Source organism: uncultured Campylobacter sp. (genome assembly GCF_937997535.1).
In the GTDB taxonomy this organism is placed as follows: Bacteria; Campylobacterota; Campylobacteria; order Campylobacterales; family Campylobacteraceae; genus Campylobacter_B.
In genome coordinates this window covers 20,390-40,747 of the sequence record NZ_CALKTT010000063.1, presented here as the reverse complement: position 1 = coordinate 40,747, position 20,358 = coordinate 20,390, and the positions used below count along the sequence as shown (strand labels likewise).

Genomic DNA, 20,358 nt, shown 5'->3' with positions numbered 1-20,358 from the left:
TCTTTATATATTTTGCTGCTTATGTTATCGGTATAATTTGCTTCCATTATTTTAATAATATTTTTTTAGATATATTTGTAAATTATTTTATATTCTCATTTCTAGTTTTTTCTTTTGCTTTCAGTTTCGAAGGTCTCGATAAATTTTTGCGAGGAAATGATTTTACATATGGTATTTACATATACCATATGTTTTTTGTAAATATTTTTGTCCAAATAGGTAATGGGGGGGGGCAGCATTTATGTAGTATATGTCGCTATTTTGTCTATATGTTGCGCTATAATCAGCTGGTTTTTTGTAGAGAAACCGTGTTTAAACCTAAAAAGTAAAAGCTTATATCGCAGTAGGATGAAAAATGTCTAAAAAAATACTATGGTGCGGAAATTCTTATTATGGATCTCCATTTAAGGTAGGTTGTAATTATTATAGTGAATTATTGGCAAAGGATGGAAATAAAGTTTTATTTGTCGCGCCGCCCGTTTCCCCCTTTCATAATAAAATCAACGAAGCCACTAGGTTGGCTCAGTCAAAAAAAGGCGTGCATGAAATTTGTGAAAACTATTTTATATATACCCCATTTGCACTTATTCCGCCGTTTAAAAATTTGCCGTCCCAATTTTATTGGATTATAAAAATATGGCATATTTTTACCTTACCGAATTTTAAAAATATGCTTAAAAATTATGATTTCTTAAATGTAGATATTTTAGTGATAGATAATTTCGTATTTCTGCCCTTAATAAACATCATAAAATGTAAGAAACTGATTGTTAGGGTTACCGATAATCTTAGCGGCTTTGGCGTAGGAGCAGCAGCTATCAAGGCAGAGGAGCATCTAATAAAAAAAGCAGATAAAGTGATATATACATCATCAAACCTTAAAAACTATATAGAAAAATTTAATAAAAATTGCCTCTATCTGCCAAACGGAGTTGATTTTAATAAATTTCAAAAAAAATACGATAAACCGGATTTTTTTTGCGCGATTACAAAACCGGTTGCTGTTTATGTGGGCGCTATCGAAAGCTGGTTTGACTTCAGTCTATTAGATTATATCGCCGAAGAGCTAAAAGATGTGCATTTTTTAGTAATTGGAGCTATAAAATTTAAACCCGACAATTTTGATCAAATACGATCTAGAGAAAATATTACGTTTTACGGCAATGTCGATAATGATTTGATTGCCTCTTTTTTGCAATTTTCAGATGTCGGTATAATCCCGTTTAGACTGGATATGGATTTGGTTCATTCTATAAGCCCTCTAAAACTATATGAGTATTCTGCGGCTGGACTTCATACGGTAGCAACTAAATGGCGAGAGTTGGAGCGGCTTAACAGTCCTGCTTTATTGGCAAGTTCAAAAGAGGACTTTGTAAGATATATAAAAAAATCTCTAGATTTAAGTAAAAGCGACAAGACTGAAATTTTAAATTTTGCCAAGGATAATGATTGGAGAGAAAAGATACGACATATCATTTAAAATTAGATATAATTTCATTTATAATATTTTTAAATCTAAACGATGAGGCGAAACGAAAGTAATAAATGCAGTATAAAAAGTTAGTAATTGATTTTCGTATGCATAAAGCATCCGGTATAGGTACATATATCAAATCGCTACTACCTTTTTTGGTAGAAAAATTTGAAGTTATTCTGCTTGGTAGTAGAGCCGAGATGCAGGACTATGCTTGGAGTAAAAGTGTTCAAATTTTAGAATGCGAATGCAAAATTTATTCTGTAAAAGAGCAGCTTGAACTGCCTTTAACAATTCCTGAATGTGATATTTTTTGGTCTCCACATTTTAATATCCCAATCCTGCCGATAAGAGCGAAATTTAGAGTGGTTACTATCCATGACGTATTCCATTTGGCTTTCTACGATACGCTAAATTTTATGCAGAAAATATATGCAAAAACGCTTTTTAATCAAGCACTAAACCGAAGCGATATAGTTCTTAGCGTTTCAAATTTTTCGCAGAGTGAGATATTAAAATACACTAAAACCGGTAAAAATATTTTCGTTGTACCAAACGCAATAGATGAGAGGCGCTTTAATCGCCATTGCGATTCAAATACCTTAGAAGCGGCGGCAAAGTATTATAGCCTTCCTAATGATTTCGTTCTATTTGTGGGAAATGTCAAACCGCATAAGAATTTAAAGAATTTATTATTTGCATTAGAAAAGACGAATCTCAATTTGGTTATAGTGGGCAAAAAGGACGGCTTCATAACGGGCGATAGCACTATTTCTGAGATTATTCAGACAAAAAATCTTGGCAATCGTATATTTTTTACGGGCTATGTTAAAGACGCGGATATCGCCGCTATTTATAATTTGGCGAAATTATTCGTATTTCCATCGCTATACGAGGGTTTTGGTATTCCGCCGCTTGAGGCACAAGCGTGTAGTTGTCCGGTCGTTTGCTCAAATGCTGCAAGTTTGCCTGAAGTTTGCGGTGATAGCGTTGTTTATTTTGATCCGAATGACATAGAAGATATGAGAAATAAAATTCAAACTGTTTTAAACGATAAAAATTTACAAAACGAGCTTCGCGCTAAAGGTTTTGAAAATGTAAAAAGATTTAGCTGGGAGCGCTCGGCTAAGCAGATTATCGAAATAATGGAGAATTTGCAATGAAAAAAGCCCTTATCCACGACTGGTTTAGCACCTACGCGGGCGCGGAGAAATGCGTCGAGAGTTTTACTGATATCTGGGATGATTTTGAAATTTACAGCCTCATCGACTTTTTAAGCGATGCCGACCGAGATAAAATTTTAAAAGGCAAGCGCGCCCACACGAGCTTTATTCAGAAGCTGCCCTTCGCGAAGGACAAATATCGCAACTATCTGCCACTATTTCCGCTCGCGATCGAGCAGTTTGATCTAAGTGGCTATGACGTCGTGCTATCTAGCTCACATGCTGTCGCAAAGGGGGTGCTGACGCACTCAAATCAGCTTCACATCGCATATGTGCACACGCCGATCCGCTACGCGTGGGATCTGTATCATAAGTACTTGCGCGAAAGCGGGCTGGATCGCGGTCTAAAGGGCGTGCTGGCAAAGTATTTTTTACATAAAATTAGGCTTTGGGACGCGAGCACCGCAAACCGCGTGGATCACTACGTCGCAAATAGCCGCTACATCGCGCGCCGTATCAAAAAAACATACGGCAAGCCTAGCGACGTCATCTATCCGCCCGTGGACGTGGATAAATTTACGCTGCGCGAAGCCAAAGAGGACTTCTACCTCACCGCCTCACGCATGGTGCCGTACAAAAAGATTGATCTCATCGTCGAGGCATTTTCGCAAACGGATAAGAAGCTGCTCGTCATAGGCGATGGCCCCGATATGGCAAAAATCAAATCAAAAGCGGGCAAAAATATCGAACTTTTGGGCTTTGCGAGCGATGAAACGATGGCGGATCTAATGGGGCGGGCAAAGGCGTTTGTTTTTGCCGCCGAGGAGGACTTCGGCATTACGCCGGTGGAGGCGCAGGCATGCGGTACGCCGGTGATCTGCTTTGGGCGCGGCGGCGCCCGCGAGACGGTGCGCGATGGCGAGAGCGGACTGTATTTTATGGAGCAAAACGCAAAAGAGCTGCTCGCCGTCGTAGCTAAATTTGAGCAAAATTATGATAAATTTGAGCCTACAAAAATCAGAGAAAATTCTTTAAAATTTTCGCGCGCGCGCTTTGAGGCCGAGATCAAAAGCTACGTCGAGAAAAAATATGAGGAATTTAAGGACGGCCTAAATGACTAATATAATCCTAAGCGGCGGCAGCGGCACGAGGCTGTGGCCCATCAGCCGCACGCTTATGCCAAAGCAGTTCGTGCGCCTCTTTGACGATCGCTCGCTTTTTATGATGAGCTACGAGCGAAACTCCACGCTATGCGAGCGCACGCTTGTCGTCTCAAACGAGCAGCAGTATTTTTTGGCGCTCGATCAGCTTGAGGTTTTAGGCGCGCGCGGCGTGAAATTTCTACTTGAGCCCGTCGGCAGAAATACGGCTCCTGCGATCGCACTTGCGTGTTTGAGCTTAAAGGCCGAGGAGATCGTTTTCGTAACGCCGAGCGATCATCTAATTAGAGATGAGGCGGCGTATAAAAACAGCGTCTTGCGCGCACGCGAGCTTGCAAAGCAGGGGTTTTTGGTGACATTTGGTATCAAGCCCGCGGATGCAAATACGGGCTACGGCTATATCGAAGCAAGCGGCGAGGACGTGTTAAAATTTCACGAAAAGCCTGAGCTTGCGGCGGCGCAAAGCTACATAGCGGCGGGGAATTTTTACTGGAATAGCGGCATGTTTATGTTTAAAGCAGGCGTATTTTTAGACGAACTAAAGGCGCAAAGCTCTGAAATTTACGAAGCCTGCGTTCGTGCGTACGAAAATTCTAACGCGGAAAATCCGATTAGAATTAAACTAGGCGATATGCAAGAAATCCCCGCAGATAGTATCGATTACGCAGTTATGGAGCGCACGAGCCTTGCTAAGGTCGTACCCGCAGATATCGGCTGGAGCGATCTGGGAAGCTTTGATAGCTTAGACGCCGAGCTGCCCAAAGACGCGAACGGCAACACCGCAAGCGAGCAAAATATCGCTCTAAATTCTAAAAACAATCTCATCATCGGCTCGGGCCGCACGATAGCCGCCATAGACATCGAGGATCTCGCTATCGTCGATACCAAAGACGCCCTGCTCGTATGTAAAAAAGGCTCTACCCAAAAGGTAAAGCAGGTGGTGGAGCGGCTAGGCGGTAGCGATCTAGCGCACGTGCACGTAACGACGCACCGCCCGTGGGGCAGCTACACGGTGCTCGAAGATGAGCGCGGCTACAAGATCAAGCGTATCGTCGTTAAGCCCGGCAAGCGGCTATCGCTGCAGAAGCACTACCATCGCAACGAGCATTGGATCGTCGTTAGCGGCACCGCGACCGTGACCGTGGGCGAGCGAAATTTCTTGTTGCGCGAGAACGAATCTACGTTCATTAGAATGGGCGAGGTTCATCGCCTCGCAAACGAAGGCAAAATCCCCGTTGTGCTAATCGAAGCTCAAGTCGGCAGCTACACCGGCGAGGATGATATCGTGCGCCTGCAAGATGATTTTAATAGGAGCTAGGATGAAAAAGCAACTCTGCGTTTTGATAATCTTGGCGGTCGACATTTTCGGCATCTGGCTTTGCTTCGGACTTGCCGTGGTGCTTAAAAATTTGCTCTACGGCGATAGCGTACTGTTGGACATCGGCAGGTATCAGGGCTTCGCGCCGTCCTACGTCATAATGATATTTCTATTTTTTTATCAAGGGATCTATTCGAGGCGGTATGATTTTTGGCACGAGAGTAGAATTTTAGTGAGAAGCTGCTTTTTTGGGCTTTTGCTAAGCCTAGCGCTACTTGCTTTAATCAAAGTCAATTACGAATTTTCGCGCGCCAGCTTTATTCTGAGCTTTGCCTTTATGGCGGTGGTTTTGCCGCTTTTTAAGCTCGTAACGAAAAGGAAGCTTTTTAAATTTGGATTATGGCAGAAGAGGGCGAAAATTTTAGGCGAGGGCGAGGAGTTTGAAAGCGCTGTTTTGGGAAGTGCATATCTTGGGTATGTAAGAGCGCTGGGTAGGGATTACGACGTGCTGTTTATCGGCGGAAGCAGGCTCGAAGCGAGCGCCTTAAACGAGCTCATCGAGAGCAACATCAGGGAGAATAAAGAAATTTTATTCACTCCCGTGCTGCGTTCGTACGACTTTACGCAGACCTATATTTACAGCATCTTTGCCTCGCGCACCAGCCTCTTTGCGATACGAAATTCTCTGAAAAGTCCTCTAAATTTAGCGCTTAAACGCGGGCTTGATTTAGCACTTATCATTTTGGCGCTTCCTCTGCTAGTGCCGATTTTCGGCGTAATTGCGCTGATGATGAAGCTAAAAGAGCCCACGGGGCGTATATTTTTTTCGCATCAAAGGATGGGGTTTGGCGGCAAGCCGTTTGGGTGTCTGAAATTTCGCTCGATGAGAGAAAACGGGGACGAAATTTTAGCTCGGTATCTAAAGCAAAATCCGCAAGAGGTGGAGTATTTTGAAAAATATCACAAATACGAGCACGATCCGCGCATCACGAAGCTGGGCGATTTTTTGCGAAGAAGCTCGCTTGATGAGCTTCCGCAGCTGATCAACGTCCTAAAGGGCGAAATGAGCATCGTAGGCCCTCGCCCGTGCGCGCAATACGAGCGCAAAGATATGGGCGAATACGCCGATCTCATACTCGCCGTCAAGCCCGGCATTACGGGGCTTTGGCAGGTGAGCGGGCGCAGCGACGTGGATTTTGCGACTAGAGCGGGCATGGATACGTGGTATATGAAAAACTGGTCGATCTGGAACGACATCGTCATTATTTTAAAAACCTTCAAAGTCGTTTTGGCGCGTGAAGGGGCAAGCTGATCGCTTATAGAGTCTTTAAGACGGGCTCTTTCTTTTGAGATAAATTTTAAATTTAATACGGCGCTTTGATCGAGATATTAGAATCGCTTGAGGATAAATTTGCACTATTTAAAATCATATATATATATATATATATAACAATACAATCGCGCGGCAATAGCTAGGAATTTGCGGCGTAAAATTTGAAATTTTGAAATTTCATCGCATGTTTGCGTAAAATAAGACTACGCGAAAATGATGGCGAATTTAATGCGGACAACTTTAATATCTAGTATCTAGGAAAAAGTATTAGCGTTAATCGTATTGTTTAAGTACACATAAAAATGGGGCGCTATCCGTTAAATTTTACTTTTGCTTTCCGCTTCTGCTCGAATACTACGACGTAAAATTTACGCAAAGCGGATGAATTTTATCCTCACTTCCGCGCCGCTCTTTCTAAAATTCTAAATCGCCCATTGCAAAAAGCTGAGTTTTAAAATTTAGTGAGTTTGCAGATAAAATTTTGATCTGTTTGAGGGATAGGGGGATAGTGTCCGGTAAAATAGACAATGGAAATGAACTATTCGGAAATCACATTATTTCAAATACCGCTTACGGATACACAGATAAAAAGCGACCAACGGCTATGAGGCTCTAAAGGCCTATGATCTAAATGACGACAACGTAATAGACTAAAAGGACGAGATATTTAATAAGCTTAAAATTTGGAAAGGTACGAATTCTAACGGCATTACCGACGAAGTAGAATTAAGCTCACTTGCGGATAATAATGTCAAAAGCATTGATCTAAACTACAAAGAGATAACGATAAATGAGAATTCTAACACCGTAAAACAAGGCTCTAAGGCTGCTGCTCTTATCGATGCTGATCTACTAATGGACGGGAGTAAGTGAAGCAGCTAAAGACTCACGAGGAATTTATAGCTACTTAAGTAAGGTGGATATAGAATTCGTAAAAGCAATCAAATTAAATGCAAGAAGAGGACTGAGATTTTTATAACATTCACTGTTGGCAGATTGCTTCGCTTGCAAAGTTTACTGCAATGACGAGAAAAGCAAAGAAAACGGAAGGATAAAATTTGGAAAATTTTGAAAACTGGAATAAAAATGTTAAAAAACGTGATTTAAACTCAAACGAAAATGCAAATTTAAGCGATTTCAATCAAAGAGACTACGATAAAGAACCGATAGTAATTAAAAATCCTTATGAATTCTTTCTTAAAAATTTGGATTTATTTTGTTTTATAGGAGCGTTTGTGATTTTATCAACTGTCTGTATTGATTACACAGACAATATACACACAAAAGAAATTAAAATTTTATTATATTTTCCTTTTGCGTTTGTAATTTTACATATTATTTGGGCCTTTTATTACTACATTATCAAAAACAAATGCGAAACCAAATTCACAAATAAAACGATAGAATTTATCATAAATGGAGAAGTTAAAAGGGTTAAAAATTTGATAGATTTAGAGCCTATTACAAGAAATTTTAAGCTTTCGTATTCTCTTGGAGTATATTTTCATTTGTTTCTATTTTTTTTGATTATTTTAATTTCAATTAGTGAAAAATCATTGCTATATGTTTTTATAATAATGGTCTATTATATACTTTGGTTTCTTTTAAATTTTTTATTTAAACTTATTTTTCATTTGATTTTAGGCGGAAAATTAAAAGATTTTTCGTTGTATCCAGCTATTGTTTTTGATTATCCGCAATATATTGGTGGACGCTTGTGGAGATTAGCTACAATTGATATGCGATTATATAGTGGAAAATTTCATATGGTTTATATAATTCATAAGCAAGATTATTTAGATTTACAAAAATATTTTTCTGATAAGAAACATATAAATTTAAATTTGGTTAAAAAGAAATTTTCAACCTAAAAAAGGAGAAAAACATGAGTAGAGAAAGTGTTGCTAAAATCGAGCTAGATAAAGCTTATGATGCTATAGTTGCTAATCTCAAATTTACAAAGGATTATAGTGCAAGAATATAATACCAATACAACAAGCAATTAAAACAAGCAACAAAGAGACTACGATAAAAAGCCGATAGTAATTAAAAATCCTTACGAATTCTTTCTTTCAAATTTATTCTTTTTTTCTCATTGCGGAACGGTGCTTGTTTTATTGGTTTATGCTGATTATATGGGGATTACAAATGTTAGCAATATTTTTCTATGGGCTTTTTTTGGAATTGGCGTTTTGCATATCGTCGCTACATTTTATTATTACATTATTAAAAACAAATGCGAAACAAAATTCACAAATAAAACGATAGAATTTATCATAAATGGCGAAACAAAAAGGGTTAAGAATTTGGTTGATTTAGAACCTGTAGTAAGGACATTTAGATTGCTTACGCCATCATCGCTAATTGGAATTATTGTTTTTAATCTACTTATATTTTTTATGGTTGTATTAGTAAAAATGGTTCATTATCTTATCGCCTATTATGTCATTTATTTACTTTTAAATTGTTTGTTTAAACTTATTTTTCATTTGATTTTAGGCGGAAATTTGAAAGATTTTACATTATTTCCTGCTTTTATATTTGATTATGGAGAACTCATATGCAAAGGAAGGTCTAGTTTAGATATTCTTAAAGATAAATTTCATATGGTTTATATAATTCATAAACAAGATTATTCAGATTTACAAAAATATTTTTCTGATAAGAAACATATAAATTTAAATTTGGTTGAAAAGAAATTTTAACCTAAAAAGGAGAAAAACATGAGTAGAGAATTAGTTGCTAAACAAGAATTAGACAAAGCAGAAGTAAGACTTAGAAAAAATAGTGATTTGGTTAGACAATTAACTGAATTCCTTAAAGATGCACTTTCTGGTGCTGATATGTCATTTACTGGATTAGAAAAATATGTTGAGATAAATGGCAAAAGATATACAAAACCGGAGTTAGATGAATTAAAGGGAGCTGCAGGATATGTTGGAATTGGTAAAGCATTGGCTGGTATAGTCGATGATATAGCTGACGGTCAAAGCTTCGGTCATACCGTCGTGGGCGCAGCTGTGGATTTCGGGCTTATTGCAATTACAAAATTTATCCCTGTTGTCGGTTGGATAACGCTATGGTATGACATAGGAAATTTATTAGATAAGTTGGACGGAAAAGATAGCGGCATATTTGATTTACGTAAACAAGCACAAAATTTATGGGACAAAATAACGGGCGACGGACTATCAGATATTGATATGAACGCTTTGCAAAAAGGTATTCTAAAAGGTAACAATGCCCGACAAAACAGTCTATGCAAGACCTTTATCGTCGTCATTTTTCCCTTATGGCGTAACCCCAAGCGGACTTTTAACGGGCGACTACAAAGACGATGTTTTATTCGGCGGATATGGCGATGAACGCTAATGGGTAAAGGCGGCGGCGATTTACTAATAGGCGGATATGGAAATGATAGGATAAATTATAAAAGTTTCCAAAGAGTTTAACAAGCTTAGGAGCTACTATACATTTTTTTAATATATAGTAGTTTCTCTTAAACCGTCTGTATAATCTAGCGTTTTTGGCATTTCAAATTTTTTTGAAAAAATTTGAAAAAGCCGTAAAACAGGGCTTTTAAAAAAATCAAAAAACTAAAAATAGGGGGAAAATTTGATAGATGGTGTCCCGTGTAGGATTCGAACCTACGGCCGCCTGATTAAGAGTCAGATGCTCTACCAACTGAGCTAACGAGACAAGAATTGTAATTGTAGTGATAAAAATATAAAAAACTGATTAAATTTTATAAAAATTTCGTTAAATTTCATAAAATTTTATTCGGTCTTTATATATCTAATAACTCATAAAAATTAAATAAAATACTTTAATAAAGAATTAATAAATCTTTTTAAAAATAACCTATGCGCTTCGATTTCACATCTAGGCGCTCTAGCATAAACTCAACGCAAAGCTAAAACAAGAAGCCCCATAGGCGGGGCTTGGCTCGATAATTTATTTTGCTTTTTTAGCCTTTTTGCTTCGCGTAGCCTTAGCATGAGTTCTAGGAGAGCGGTTTGAGATGATTGGCTTACCATCAGGGTATTTTTTCTGCACGTGATTTACAGGTATCGCCGCACTGCTGCTAGCGCCGTATTTCTCGCCGTTTGTAAAATACTTCCTCATCACTTCTTTCCATCTTTTTGCGTATTTATTCGCGCGCGGAGAATCGTTTAAGATATCCTCGTAGTCGTAAATTCTCTCATAGAAGTCGTTAGTTAGCTGATCGTCGATAGTTATTCTGCCGTTGTCGATCGATACGCCTAGGTAAACGCCTGTTTGTTCGCCCGGGCTTACCATCCATGCAGAAATATCAGGTAGATCGGTTGCGCGACCGGTTCTTCTACCTACGCCGCCTGCTGCGGCACCTACATTGATCTCAAGGGTGTCTGTGCCGGTAAAAATGTCTTGATATGACTTCGTAGTATGAAAGATCATCACGATGTCGCTCGTCTCGTAGCCTGCCTGTAAGCCCACGCCGTAGCCTTTATATTTGATAAAAATCGGCGAACTCCACTCGCCGTTCTCGCCTTTGACGCTAAAAATTCCATCGCCGTATTGTAGCGATGCGCCCGCAGCTAGGCGTTTTACGTCGGTTAGGATTGCGACGGCTTTGGCGCTGGTTAGATAGCGCTCATCGGTGCCGAAGTTATTAGCCGCTACGAAAGATCTAACGACGTTAGTCGCCGCTATAACCTCTTGATTTGCCACGACGTCCGCGTGCAAAAGACCGCAAAGTGCAACAGATGCTAGAAGCAAAAACTTTTTCATCATTTAATCCTTTTAAAATTGAATTTTCGTTATTATAACAGCAATTTCATTTGTTTTAGCTAATTTTTAACAAAAAATTGATGAAAAATAACTAATTTTGGAAAATTTATGAAATTTCTAGCTATTTTTGCACTTTTGGCGATCAAAATTTTCGCTTTAGACATAGTAAACGGTGATGTCATAGTCTTAAAATTAGATAAAGGCACAACCGAGTTGAGCTTTGGCTCAAAGAAAATCCCCCTCATCGAGGCACCAAATTCTAGCGATAAAATCGTCGTTCTGGCGGCAAACTACCGTGCTAAGGGGGATTTCGCGCTGCGGATAGTAGATCAAAGCGGCAGCCACGAGCAGATCGTCGCTTTGAAAAAGGGCGAGTATAAAAAAGAGGCTCTAAGCGTCGCTCCAGGTAAAGTTAAACCGCCCAAAGAAGCCGCCGCGCGTATCAAAAAAGAGCTCGACGAAGCCAACGCGATCTATGCGATTACCACGCCACGCTATCTTTTTTCCGCGCCATTTGAGCTACCTTTAAACTCCAAAATAACCTCTGCATTCGGCAATGCCCGCACTTTCAACGGCGAGCTTAAAAGCTATCACAGCGGCACCGATTATCGCGCCGCGGTAGGCACTGTGGTGCGCGCTGCCAACGACGGCGTCGTAGTCATCGCCAAAGACCGCTACTACGCCGGCGGTTCGGTCGTGATCGATCACGGCGGCGGCATCTATTCGCAGTACTATCATCTAAGCGAGATCAAAGTGACGCTTGGCGATCACGTTCACAAAGGCGATGAAATCGCACTTTCGGGCGAGAGCGGTAGAGTTAGCGGTCCGCATCTGCACTTCGGCATCGCGATCAACGGCGTGAGCGTCAATCCGCTAAGCTTCGTCGCTAAATTCAACGAAGTGGTTTTTGGCGAGCGCTAGAATGCCCTACAATCCGAAGGAGTTGATGAAAAAAATTCTCGCAGGCAGCGATTTTAAGCTAAAAGGCTCGGTCAAAGGCCGCGTGCGCGTCGCGAGTAGGGACGGAGCGATCGTAAATTTTACCGCCGCGGACTTCGGCGTGCAGAGCCTAAGCGATAAGATCGCGCTTAGCGGCGAGCAGTTCGAGCGATTTCGGGCTAGAATTTTTGGGATTTTAAACTCTGGCGGACGCGAGCTTGCAGGCAGGCTCACGCTCTCTTCTACGCCCAAAAAGAAAGCCCGCGCAGATCGTCTCCGTGCAGCGGATGGTTATGGCTATGCTGAGTTTGACGGCGCCTGCGATTTTGGTAGCTTTTGCGAAGGAGATTTAAGCGCAGTTTCGCCCGAGGCTGGCGACAGCTTGGCAAAGACTTCGTATACTACAAACGCAAGGCGCGGCGAGCGAGATTTTTCTGCGCGCAGCGCTCATAACGCGCAAGATTTTACTTCGCAGGCAGAATTTCAAGATGTTTCGCAAGCAGAATTTTATGGTGCGGCTCGGGCGGAATTTTGCGTAGATACCGCGTGGGATACGTCGTGCGAGAATTTAATTTCGCAAAATGACGCTGTGCAGAATGACATGAGCGTGGGGCTTGCTGCTAATTTCGAAGAGAGCGAAAATGCGAGGAGTAAAAATTTTATGCCGCAAAGCTCTGTGTCTGCGAATTCTGCCAAAGGGCAAAGCTTCATTCCTGCATCGCGAAATTTTATTTCCGCGCAAAGCTCTGCGCTCGTGAAAGATTCCGCATTTGAGGCGCAAAATTCTAATTTTATGGCGCAAACGGAGAATTTTGCAGCTGAAAATTCGTTTGTAGCAGAGCAGGGCGCGAACTTACGAAGTAAAAATTCTACGGCGCAAAGCTCTGCATCAAAAAATTCCACTTTCGCAAATTCTGCGCTTGATATAAAGTGCGCAAATGATTGTGGGCCTCAAGGCTCCGAGTTTTCTAAGGGGCAAATCGCGAATTCCGCTAGCCGCCGTGCCGCAAATTTTGCCTCAGAAAATACCTCGGAATTTACGCCTCAAGATGAGAATTTAGTCGGTGAGGATTCAATGTGCTTGGCAAAAGGGCAAAATTACGCGCTAAAAAATTCCGACGAGCAAAATTTAGCACAGAAAAGCTCCACACAAGAGTGGCAGCCTTTAAATTTGCCACCGCAAGCAGGAAATAAATTTGCGCCCGAATTTGAGCAATCCGCGCAGTCTGCGTTAACGGGCGAGAATTCTACGTTTGCTTCTTCTATGGCGGAGGGGGCGCTTGGTGATGAGCCCGCGTCTGCTGCTTTTGGGAGCGAATCAACTTTTGCGACTAAGCCAGTAAATTTTTATGACAAGCCTGCGCGCAAAGCGCCTACGAAAGAGCGCGCGAGCCTGATGGGGCGTCCGCAGGCTCTGCCTATTGCAAGCACTTCGCGTCCTATCTCGCTACCGCAAACGTCTAAAGCTAGGCTCATCGAGCTTAAGCCGCGCTTCATAGGCATCGCGCACAGGATTAAAATTTCGTTTTTGAAAAAGAGCGCGAGCGAGCCGGGCGAAGGGGTTTTGGCGCGCGTTCGTATTCCGCTTTTGATGGAGAATTTCGGTCTTAATGATATTTTGTCGTCCACGGCGAGCTACCAAATGGCGAAAAAGATGGTGCGCACGATCGCCGATCTCTACATCGCCAAGGACCTACGCGGCGTGCACATAGGCGTGCCGGTGCGCCTTGAAATGGGCTTTAAAAGCGGTATCTCTGACGTCAGCAACCACGCCTTTATCTTTAAGCTCATCGAGGACAGCCTCGTCAAAAACGGCGTCATCGACGACGACAATGCAGATATCGTGCGCGAGATCAAGCTTTTTAAGCAAGACGTTTTCGACGGGGTTTTAGTAAACATCATGCGGTTTGAGTAGAGGCTTTGCGGCGCCTCGCGTGTAAATTTTAAAAATTCGCGTTACCGCATGAAATTCCATCGTTTTCGAGCTTTAGCTCGCACCGCAACAAGCGCTTTTTAAAATTTTTTTGATCAAACCAGTAAAAATTTGAAAGGATTGAGATGCAAAAAGCCTTTTTTAATTCGCCCATTGGAATGCTTGAAATTCAGGATGACGAGATCGGGATCTGCAACATCGACTGGGTCAAAAGCTCTGTCTGCGGGCCCAATGATGAGATCTTTAAAAAACACGACGCAGGGCTTAAATTCGGTTTTGTGCGTGCTACGGATGATAAAGGACGCGATTTAAGGCTTAGCGATTTAAGAAAGAATTTGGCTCTTTGCACCGACGAGCTTAGCGCCTATTTTAGAGGCGAGCTTGAGAGCTTCAGCGTTAAACTGAGCCAAAATGGCACGCAGTTTCAAAAGTCCGTGTGGAGCGCGCTTTTAGAGATCCCTTACGGCGAGGTCGTAACATACGGCGAGCTAGCCCGGGCTATCGGTAGACCGCACGCAAGCCGCGCAGTAGGCGGCGCAAACGGCAAAAATAAAATTCCCATCATCGTGCCGTGCCACCGCGTCGTAGCTGCGGGCGGGCTCGGAGGATACAGCGGCGCGGGCGGCGTAGCGACCAAAGCGTGGCTGCTAAACTTCGAAAGAGAAAATTTAGCCAAATTTGGCAAGTAAAATTCCGTTAAATTATGCCTTGCAGGCACGGCGCTGATTTTAAAATTTTACCGCGAGACGCTGCGAAATTTCATAAAGCGATTTTGTAAATTTATAGTTTTTACAGCAATTGAAATATTTAAAATTTAGCAAGGAGCCTGCTAAGCCGGCTTTCAAGTCCTAACTTTAAATTTATCGCGCCGCAGACATTTGCTATGAGCGGTTGAAATTTTTCGCAGTGATAAATTTAGCCTCGCGAAATTCCGCGCTGAAGTCCTTCGATAAATTTTCATCTTGCGTGCATTTTGTGCAGCAGCGCGTAAGGCAGCAAAATTTTGCCGATCCTTTTGTGCAGATAGGCGAGGATAGCAAGGTTTTGCGGTAGAATTTTGCATAGCTTAAAAATTCTGCGTCACCGCGCTGCAAGGTAAAATTCAACGCCGCCGTATTAAGGCAAAGTAAATTTTTAATTGCGCTTGCCGAAGCGGGGTAAAATTTCCATAGAAGTAGTAAGGCAGGGCGGAATTATCTCAGCGGCAACGTGGCTAAGTAAAATTCTATAAATCCACGAAGCGGGCGGTATCCCAGCAGAAACGGCATTGTCCTAGCCAAGCTTCTTGCGTAAGCAGCGAGCGCGCCAAAGATAAAATTTCTCGCGGAGGCAGCAAAGTGCAGCAGCATCCTGATAGCAACGCTAGGCAAGAATGAAATTCCATGCAAAGAGAGCGATGGAAATTTTGCGCAAAGATCGCGCTATTTGCTAAAATTCGCGCAAAAGCAGTATTCTTTTAAAAAATTCCTAGCAGCGGTAGCGTTCGTTGTCAAAGCTCGCCTTTGAGGCGGTGGCGTTTTGCTAAGGCTTCTTGCGAAAGCGACGTTGCATAGCAAAGTAATTGTAAAAGCGGCAAGCGTACTGCAGATGAAATTCTTAACAAAAGTGGCATATCAGAGCGAAATCCCATTCAAAATCACGGCAGAGATAAAATTTGCCAAGCAACTACGAGCGAAAACCCCGGCAAATTCAGCAAAGTTTGGGTAGAACGCAGAATTTTATCAAATCTACGTAGCTTTGCCAAATCCCTAAATTAGTCGAAATTTTCTATCAGATCGCTAAAAATTTTAGCTAGATTTTCGACATCACTAATCTCTACTCGTTCGTTGATCTGATGGATCGTGTCGTTTCGCACGCCAAACTCCGCCGTCTCCACGCCAAACTCCGCGAAGTATCTCGCATCGCTCGTGCCGCCTGCGGTGTTTAGCTCGGCTGCTGCGCCGCAGATTTTCTGCACGCTAGCGCTTAGTTTTTGCACGATTTTGGAGTTTCGCTGAGTTAAAAAAGGCTTTGAGGAGCTTTTTAGCGCAAGGTGTAGCGACGCGCCTGCTCGCAGCTGCGCGGTGCAGCTCATTTCTAGCTTGCCGCAGGATTCGCTTTCGCTGCATAGCGCATCTTTAGCGTCCAGTTCAAATAACCTCAGTACGTAGTCTCGCACGTCCTCTAGCCCCAGCCCTACGCCACCGCGGACGTTAAACATCACGCGCACGTCCTTGGGTGTTACGTTTACTACCTGCGAACCGCCGCGAATGTCGGTGATGACTATCTTAGCCGAAGCGAAATCCTCGCTGCCCGCGTCCAGATCATGCCCCGCGAGGCTTGCGAGAACCGGCGCTAAAATGTGGACAGGATTGATGCATTTATCGGGGTAGGCTGCGTGCCCGCCGATGCCCGTGAGCGTGAGGACGCCGTTAATCGAGCCGCGACGGCCGATCTTAATGGTATCGCCGAAGCGCACTTCGCATGTAGGCTCCGCAACGACTGCGAAGTCGGGTAGGGCACCTTGCTCGCGCAATTTAGAAAGCATTTCGCGCGTGCCGTAGATGCCGTCATCCTCCTCATCGCTGGTTAGCAGCAGGCTTAGCGTGCCCTTAAAATCGCGTGCCGCCGCTAGCGCGCAGATCGCCGCTGCGATGCCGCTTTTCATATCCTGCGCGCCGCGCCCGTATAAAAAGCCCTCCGCTTCCACCGGCACAAACGGATCGCTCGCCCAGCCCTCGCCCGGCGGCACGACGTCGATGTGTCCGGCAAAGCACAGATGCGGACCCTGTCCGAAGCACTTGGTAAAAATCGCGTTAGTTACGCCGTTTAGCTCGAATCTATCCTCGCTAAAGTCTGCCAGCAGCATCGAGACGTAGTTGAAAGCTCCGTCGTCGCTAGGCGTGAGCGAGCGGAATTTGATGAGCTCTTTTAGAATTTCAATCGGTTTCATAAGCCTTCCTTCGGTTTAAATTTTAGCAAAAATTATAGCGTATAAAAGCTTTAGTGCAAAAAATACCAAAATAAACGCCGAAATATATGCAAATGCCCGCACTATCATGTTTGGAAGCTTGCTGCGAGCTAGATATATCGCAAGCGGAAAAAGCGTGATCCAAGCTAAAATTCCGCTTACAAGCCCCGCAAGGGCAAGCGCGAAATCTGCTCGCGCGGTGCCGGCAGATACGCTGAGCCAAAACATAATGACGTATGGATTTAGTAAATTTATCAAAAAGCCTTTGCTATAAAGCGCCGCGCCTGAGCAAGCCTCGACGCTTGCAGGCTGCACCGAGCTAGTCGCGCCATGCCAGATCGCGTACGCCGTGTAGAGTAAAAAGCATGCGCCAAATACCGATATGCAGGCAAAAACGATCGGGATTTTGGCTAGCTGCGATATGCCAAACGCCGATAGCGCCAGATACAGTATATCCGCGCTCATGGCGCCTAGGCCCAGGCACAGCGCCTTGGTGTAGCTTCGCAGCGCGTAGGACATTATCAGTACGTTTACCGGGCCGATCGGCACGCTAACGCCAAGTCCCATCAAAATCCCTTGTAAAAATTGTTGCATCCCTCTCCTTACATTCCCCAAACTGCTCTAAAATTTCGGCGTGCGATGCTGCGAATAGATCTATGGGCGCGGCTTTGCAAATAGACCAATCTAAAATTCCGCGCGACTGCCGATCGATTTTTAAATTTAATGCAAACGCCGCCGTAATACGCCTTAGCTTTAAAATTTTAACGCGAGCAGTCGCATATGCTTCGGCTCTAAAATTTTTAACGTGTGTGGTTGCATGCGCCTCGGCTTTGAAATTTTAACGAGCGATTCACATACACGCTCAGTCGCAAAATTTCAACGCGAGCATTACATGCTCATGCTTTGAAATTTATACGAGTATTCGCACGGCACTTAAATTTAGCTTTTAAATTTCAATGCGCGGATCGCGATTTAAATTTGCACTTTAAATTTTGCGGCTAGAATTTTGCGAGGCAAAATCTGCCGTCTCGTTTGTGCCGCAAGTTTGCGAGCTAAATTTTGCAAGGCAAAATTTAAACTAGCAAAAGATTGGCGACAAACGGCGGCTCGCGCAAGTCGGTAAGTTTTAGTCGCGTAAATTTTAAGATCGCGGCGGTAAAATTTAGCCCGCCGGGGCTCTGCGTAATTTCAGACATTTGCGTATCCGCGCTCGTAAATCGCGGCTGAAATTTTGCGAAGCGAAATTTCGCGCTTTAAAATTTTATCCGAAAATTTTAAAAATTCAACGAAGGATACAACCCCGCCGTTCCGCCTGTCTTAAAATTTTATCCGCAAATTTTAAAAATCCGACCGCGGAGCCCGAGATCAACGTTTGTCCGCTTCAATTAGCCGCGTGCCGAATAACCGTATGTGCGTTTGAAATTTAGCCGCACGCCTGCAATTTAGCTACGCCCTCATTTTAAATTTTATCGGCAGCCGCAAAACCTTGCCTGCAAAACAGACGCACCGCAGAGCAGACCCCGCCGCGAAGCTAAACGCGCCGTAAATTTTATCGTTTCGCAGCGGGACAAATTCCATGCTGCAGAGCAAAATTTGCACGCTATCGGATTAAATCCACATTGCAGAGCAAATTCCACGCCACAGCCTGGTTTGCAGAGATATTGCGCGCAAGCTCGCTTTGCAAAACCTCGTGACGCAAGAGCTTTAAGCAGCCTGCTTGGTAAAATTCCGCGATCGCAATAGCGCAATTTAAAACGAAAAATCCCCCGTCGCGCCGTGCGACATGCTCTCATAGACCGCCTTGACGTATTTATCGCGCACCGCGCAATCTAGCAGCTTCTCGCACTCCAGGCAGCTGGTGAGGTTGTGTTCCGCCTGGCACGCTTGTAGCGCGGCTAAGCTTTTATCTAAAATTTCGTCGTAAACGTCGCGCGGCGCGGCGACCTCGGTATCCGCCATCAGTTTTTCTCGCCGTAAATTTCATGCATCTTCGCGATCTCGTACTTCGAGCCGAAAAAGCAAGGGCTGCTTTGGTGGATTTTTTCAATCTTAAGATCCAAAAGCGAGTCGTTCGCGCCGTCGCTAGTGGCGCCTCCTGCGCGCTCGAATATGAACGCAAACGGCAGCACTTCGAAAGTTACGCGAAGCTTGCCGCTCGGATGATCGCTGGTAGCGGGGTAGCTGAAAAGTCCGCCGCCTTTTAATAAAATTTGATGCAGGTCGCTTACCATCGCACCGCTGTATCGCAGGCGGTAGCCTTCGTCAAACAGCGCCCGCACGAGCTTTCGGTGCGGCTCGCTCCAGCCCTTTTGCGTCGCACCCGTGGCGTTTAGTTTACCCTTTTCGTTTAGGTGCAGATCTTTTACGAAGCTAAATTTGCCTTCGCGATTTAGGCGGTATAGCTTTGGCGCGTCCTCGCAAACGACCATCTCAAGGCGCGGTCCGTAGATACAATAGATCGCCGCTTTTAAGCTTGCGGGCGAAATTTCATCCTCGTAGATGCCAAATATCGAGCCCACGGCGAAATTTACGTCCACCAAGCTCGAGCCGTCGAGCGGATCGTAGGCGACGATGAGGCGCGCGTCCTCTCGCAGCGTTAAAATTTCATCTTTCTCTTCGCTGATTAGGGCGCGTACGAGCGGGTTTTTGCGAAATTCCGCCTCGATTATGGCGTCGCTTTTTACGTCGAGTTTGAGCTGCGTATCGCCCGTGCTGTTGTGATGATCTGTGTAGCCGAAGTCCGCGTATTTCAGCTCCTCGGCGATTTGTAACGCGATATTTTGGATTGATTTTACGATCTCTTGCATTTTATTCCTTTACATTTTTTTGGCGTTTTTTAAGATCCATTCGCTAATGCCCGCAGCGTCGTCGATGTCGAAATTTACGCGACAGAACTTATCCATCTGTTCGCCGCTTAAATTTGAAGCGATCGCGTCCGAAAATGGTAGATACGCCGGATCGATCTTGTCGCGAAACAGGCTTATGCGCGGCAGCGGCAGCGTCTTTAGCCCCTCTACGAGCAGGATATCGAAATCTCCGAGCATCCGCACGACCTCGTCAATCTGCATACAGCGCTGCGAAAAATAGCTCGTCCGCGTAGGGCTCATCACGACGGTCTCGGCGCCGAGCTCGCTAAATTTGGCGCTGTCCTTGCCCTCTACGTCAAAGCGCGCCTTATCGCCAGGATCGTGCTTTACGATCGCAGTCCGAAGCCCGCTAGCGATAAAAATTTTAGCGATCTTGCAAATTAGCGTCGTTTTGCCGCTATTGGAAGGGCCTGAAAATGCGATAGCAAGTCTTTTCATTTTTAAAATCCGG

19 protein-coding genes, 1 tRNA gene and 1 pseudogene are annotated in these 20,358 nt (G+C 43.8%); 13 read left to right on the top strand and 8 right to left on the bottom strand.

The genetic code is table 11. The features are described from left to right. From Q0117_RS06325 to Q0117_RS06285, 9 genes and pseudogenes are all read left to right on the top strand, one after another. Nucleotides 1–329 (top strand): annotated as a pseudogene (locus Q0117_RS06325) (hypothetical protein); the annotation flags it as partial. 26 nt (nucleotides 330–355) lie between these two features. After that, nucleotides 356–1,480, top strand: a complete 1,125-nt coding sequence (locus Q0117_RS06320) for a glycosyltransferase (RefSeq protein WP_297923822.1) — start codon at nucleotides 356–358, stop codon at nucleotides 1,478–1,480. A gap of 98 nt (nucleotides 1,481–1,578) precedes the next feature. Continuing rightward, on the top strand, nucleotides 1,579–2,637 hold the full coding sequence (locus Q0117_RS06315; protein ID WP_297923820.1) for a glycosyltransferase family 1 protein: 1,059 nt from the start codon (nucleotides 1,579–1,581) through the stop codon (nucleotides 2,635–2,637). Next, entirely contained in the window at nucleotides 2,634–3,758 is a 1,125-nt protein-coding gene (locus Q0117_RS06310) for a glycosyltransferase family 4 protein (RefSeq protein ID WP_297923818.1), read from the top strand. Before Q0117_RS06315 ends, Q0117_RS06310 begins: the two co-directional genes overlap by 4 nt. Continuing rightward, entirely contained in the window at nucleotides 3,751–5,115 is a 1,365-nt protein-coding gene (locus Q0117_RS06305; protein ID WP_297923816.1) for a mannose-1-phosphate guanylyltransferase/mannose-6-phosphate isomerase, read from the top strand. Before Q0117_RS06310 ends, Q0117_RS06305 begins: the two co-directional genes overlap by 8 nt. Before the next feature lies 1 nt (nucleotide 5,116). Continuing rightward, nucleotides 5,117–6,427, top strand: a complete 1,311-nt coding sequence (locus tag Q0117_RS06300; RefSeq protein ID WP_297923814.1) for a sugar transferase — start codon at nucleotides 5,117–5,119, stop codon at nucleotides 6,425–6,427. Between the two features lie 1,079 nt (nucleotides 6,428–7,506). Beyond that, nucleotides 7,507–8,319 carry a hypothetical protein gene (locus Q0117_RS06295; protein WP_297923811.1) on the top strand — a complete coding sequence of 271 codons (813 nt, stop codon included), beginning with the start codon at nucleotides 7,507–7,509 and terminating at the stop codon, nucleotides 8,317–8,319. A gap of 234 nt (nucleotides 8,320–8,553) precedes the next feature. Further along, a complete protein-coding gene (locus tag Q0117_RS06290; RefSeq protein WP_297923810.1) occupies nucleotides 8,554–9,153 on the top strand; it encodes a hypothetical protein in 600 nt (199 codons plus the stop codon). 18 nt (nucleotides 9,154–9,171) lie between these two features. Next, nucleotides 9,172–9,813 (top strand): hypothetical protein, encoded by a 642-nt coding sequence (locus tag Q0117_RS06285; RefSeq protein ID WP_297923808.1) that lies wholly within the window; start codon nucleotides 9,172–9,174, stop codon nucleotides 9,811–9,813. A gap of 258 nt (nucleotides 9,814–10,071) precedes the next feature. Here the strand turns inward: Q0117_RS06285 and Q0117_RS06280 are convergent. Together Q0117_RS06280 and Q0117_RS06275 are read right to left on the bottom strand one after the other, a co-directional pair. Beyond that, nucleotides 10,072–10,147: transfer RNA gene (locus tag Q0117_RS06280), tRNA-Lys, on the bottom strand. Between the two features lie 255 nt (nucleotides 10,148–10,402). Then, nucleotides 10,403–11,218 (bottom strand): lipid-binding SYLF domain-containing protein, encoded by an 816-nt coding sequence (locus Q0117_RS06275; protein WP_005872227.1) that lies wholly within the window; start codon nucleotides 11,216–11,218, stop codon nucleotides 10,403–10,405. Nucleotides 11,219–11,326: 108 nt separating this feature from the next. Between Q0117_RS06275 and Q0117_RS06270 the strand changes: the two genes are divergently transcribed. The 4 genes from Q0117_RS06270 (at nucleotide 11,327) to Q0117_RS06255 (ending at nucleotide 15,143) form a co-directional block, all read left to right on the top strand. Then, the gene (locus Q0117_RS06270) at nucleotides 11,327–12,139 is read left to right on the top strand and encodes a M23 family metallopeptidase (RefSeq protein WP_297923806.1); all 813 of its coding nucleotides are present in this window, start codon (nucleotides 11,327–11,329) and stop codon (nucleotides 12,137–12,139) included. Nucleotides 12,140–12,164: 25 nt separating this feature from the next. After that, on the top strand, nucleotides 12,165–14,072 hold the full coding sequence (locus tag Q0117_RS06265) for a hypothetical protein (protein WP_297923804.1): 1,908 nt from the start codon (nucleotides 12,165–12,167) through the stop codon (nucleotides 14,070–14,072). Nucleotides 14,073–14,215: 143 nt separating this feature from the next. Next, on the top strand, nucleotides 14,216–14,779 hold the full coding sequence (locus Q0117_RS06260) for a methylated-DNA--[protein]-cysteine S-methyltransferase (RefSeq protein WP_297923802.1): 564 nt from the start codon (nucleotides 14,216–14,218) through the stop codon (nucleotides 14,777–14,779). A 202-nt stretch (nucleotides 14,780–14,981) separates the two neighbouring features. Further along, on the top strand, nucleotides 14,982–15,143 hold the full coding sequence (locus Q0117_RS06255) for a hypothetical protein (RefSeq protein ID WP_297923801.1): 162 nt from the start codon (nucleotides 14,982–14,984) through the stop codon (nucleotides 15,141–15,143). Nucleotides 15,144–15,843: 700 nt separating this feature from the next. On the opposite strand, the gene dapE is transcribed toward Q0117_RS06255, so the two are convergent. The 6 genes from dapE to mobB form a co-directional block, all read right to left on the bottom strand. Continuing rightward, nucleotides 15,844–17,022, bottom strand: coding sequence for a succinyl-diaminopimelate desuccinylase (dapE, locus tag Q0117_RS06250; RefSeq protein ID WP_297923799.1), 1,179 nt, complete (start codon nucleotides 17,020–17,022; stop codon nucleotides 15,844–15,846). A 15-nt stretch (nucleotides 17,023–17,037) separates the two neighbouring features. Continuing rightward, on the bottom strand, nucleotides 17,038–17,634 hold the full coding sequence (locus Q0117_RS06245) for a LysE family transporter (protein WP_297923797.1): 597 nt from the start codon (nucleotides 17,632–17,634) through the stop codon (nucleotides 17,038–17,040). Nucleotides 17,635–18,113: 479 nt separating this feature from the next. Beyond that, nucleotides 18,114–18,236 carry a hypothetical protein gene (locus tag Q0117_RS06240; protein WP_297923795.1) on the bottom strand — a complete coding sequence of 41 codons (123 nt, stop codon included), beginning with the start codon at nucleotides 18,234–18,236 and terminating at the stop codon, nucleotides 18,114–18,116. 553 nt (nucleotides 18,237–18,789) lie between these two features. Next, nucleotides 18,790–18,999 carry a hypothetical protein gene (locus Q0117_RS06235; RefSeq protein ID WP_005872202.1) on the bottom strand — a complete coding sequence of 70 codons (210 nt, stop codon included), beginning with the start codon at nucleotides 18,997–18,999 and terminating at the stop codon, nucleotides 18,790–18,792. Beyond that, nucleotides 18,999–19,847 carry a class 1 fructose-bisphosphatase gene (locus Q0117_RS06230; RefSeq protein ID WP_297923793.1) on the bottom strand — a complete coding sequence of 283 codons (849 nt, stop codon included), beginning with the start codon at nucleotides 19,845–19,847 and terminating at the stop codon, nucleotides 18,999–19,001. The genes Q0117_RS06235 and Q0117_RS06230 overlap by 1 nt, the downstream gene beginning before the upstream one ends. Before the next feature lie 9 nt (nucleotides 19,848–19,856). After that, nucleotides 19,857–20,345, bottom strand: a complete 489-nt coding sequence (gene mobB / locus Q0117_RS06225; protein WP_297923792.1) for a molybdopterin-guanine dinucleotide biosynthesis protein B — start codon at nucleotides 20,343–20,345, stop codon at nucleotides 19,857–19,859. Between the last annotated feature and the right edge of the window lie 13 nt (nucleotides 20,346–20,358).

What these genes read in the sequence shown, in the direction of transcription:
- Q0117_RS06310 (WP_297923818.1), top strand. Translation starts at nt 2,634, where the DNA reads ATGAAAAAAGCCCTTATCCACGACTGGTTTAGCACCTACGCGGGCGCG.
- Q0117_RS06300 (WP_297923814.1), top strand. Translation starts at nt 5,117, where the DNA reads ATGAAAAAGCAACTCTGCGTTTTGATAATCTTGGCGGTCGACATTTTC.
- dapE (WP_297923799.1), bottom strand. Translation starts at nt 17,022, where the DNA reads ATGAAACCGATTGAAATTCTAAAAGAGCTCATCAAATTCCGCTCGCTC.
- Q0117_RS06285 (WP_297923808.1), top strand. Translation starts at nt 9,172, where the DNA reads ATGAGTAGAGAATTAGTTGCTAAACAAGAATTAGACAAAGCAGAAGTA.
- Q0117_RS06270 (WP_297923806.1), top strand. Translation starts at nt 11,327, where the DNA reads ATGAAATTTCTAGCTATTTTTGCACTTTTGGCGATCAAAATTTTCGCT.
- Q0117_RS06240 (WP_297923795.1), bottom strand. Translation starts at nt 18,236, where the DNA reads ATGTCTGAAATTACGCAGAGCCCCGGCGGGCTAAATTTTACCGCCGCG.
- Q0117_RS06235 (WP_005872202.1), bottom strand. Translation starts at nt 18,999, where the DNA reads ATGGCGGATACCGAGGTCGCCGCGCCGCGCGACGTTTACGACGAAATT.
- Q0117_RS06265 (WP_297923804.1), top strand. Translation starts at nt 12,165, where the DNA reads ATGAAAAAAATTCTCGCAGGCAGCGATTTTAAGCTAAAAGGCTCGGTC.
- Q0117_RS06260 (WP_297923802.1), top strand. Translation starts at nt 14,216, where the DNA reads ATGCAAAAAGCCTTTTTTAATTCGCCCATTGGAATGCTTGAAATTCAG.
- Q0117_RS06230 (WP_297923793.1), bottom strand. Translation starts at nt 19,847, where the DNA reads ATGCAAGAGATCGTAAAATCAATCCAAAATATCGCGTTACAAATCGCC.
- Q0117_RS06275 (WP_005872227.1), bottom strand. Translation starts at nt 11,218, where the DNA reads ATGAAAAAGTTTTTGCTTCTAGCATCTGTTGCACTTTGCGGTCTTTTG.
- Q0117_RS06320 (WP_297923822.1), top strand. Translation starts at nt 356, where the DNA reads ATGTCTAAAAAAATACTATGGTGCGGAAATTCTTATTATGGATCTCCA.
- Q0117_RS06305 (WP_297923816.1), top strand. Translation starts at nt 3,751, where the DNA reads ATGACTAATATAATCCTAAGCGGCGGCAGCGGCACGAGGCTGTGGCCC.
- Q0117_RS06245 (WP_297923797.1), bottom strand. Translation starts at nt 17,634, where the DNA reads ATGCAACAATTTTTACAAGGGATTTTGATGGGACTTGGCGTTAGCGTG.
- mobB (WP_297923792.1), bottom strand. Translation starts at nt 20,345, where the DNA reads ATGAAAAGACTTGCTATCGCATTTTCAGGCCCTTCCAATAGCGGCAAA.
- Q0117_RS06315 (WP_297923820.1), top strand. Translation starts at nt 1,579, where the DNA reads ATGCATAAAGCATCCGGTATAGGTACATATATCAAATCGCTACTACCT.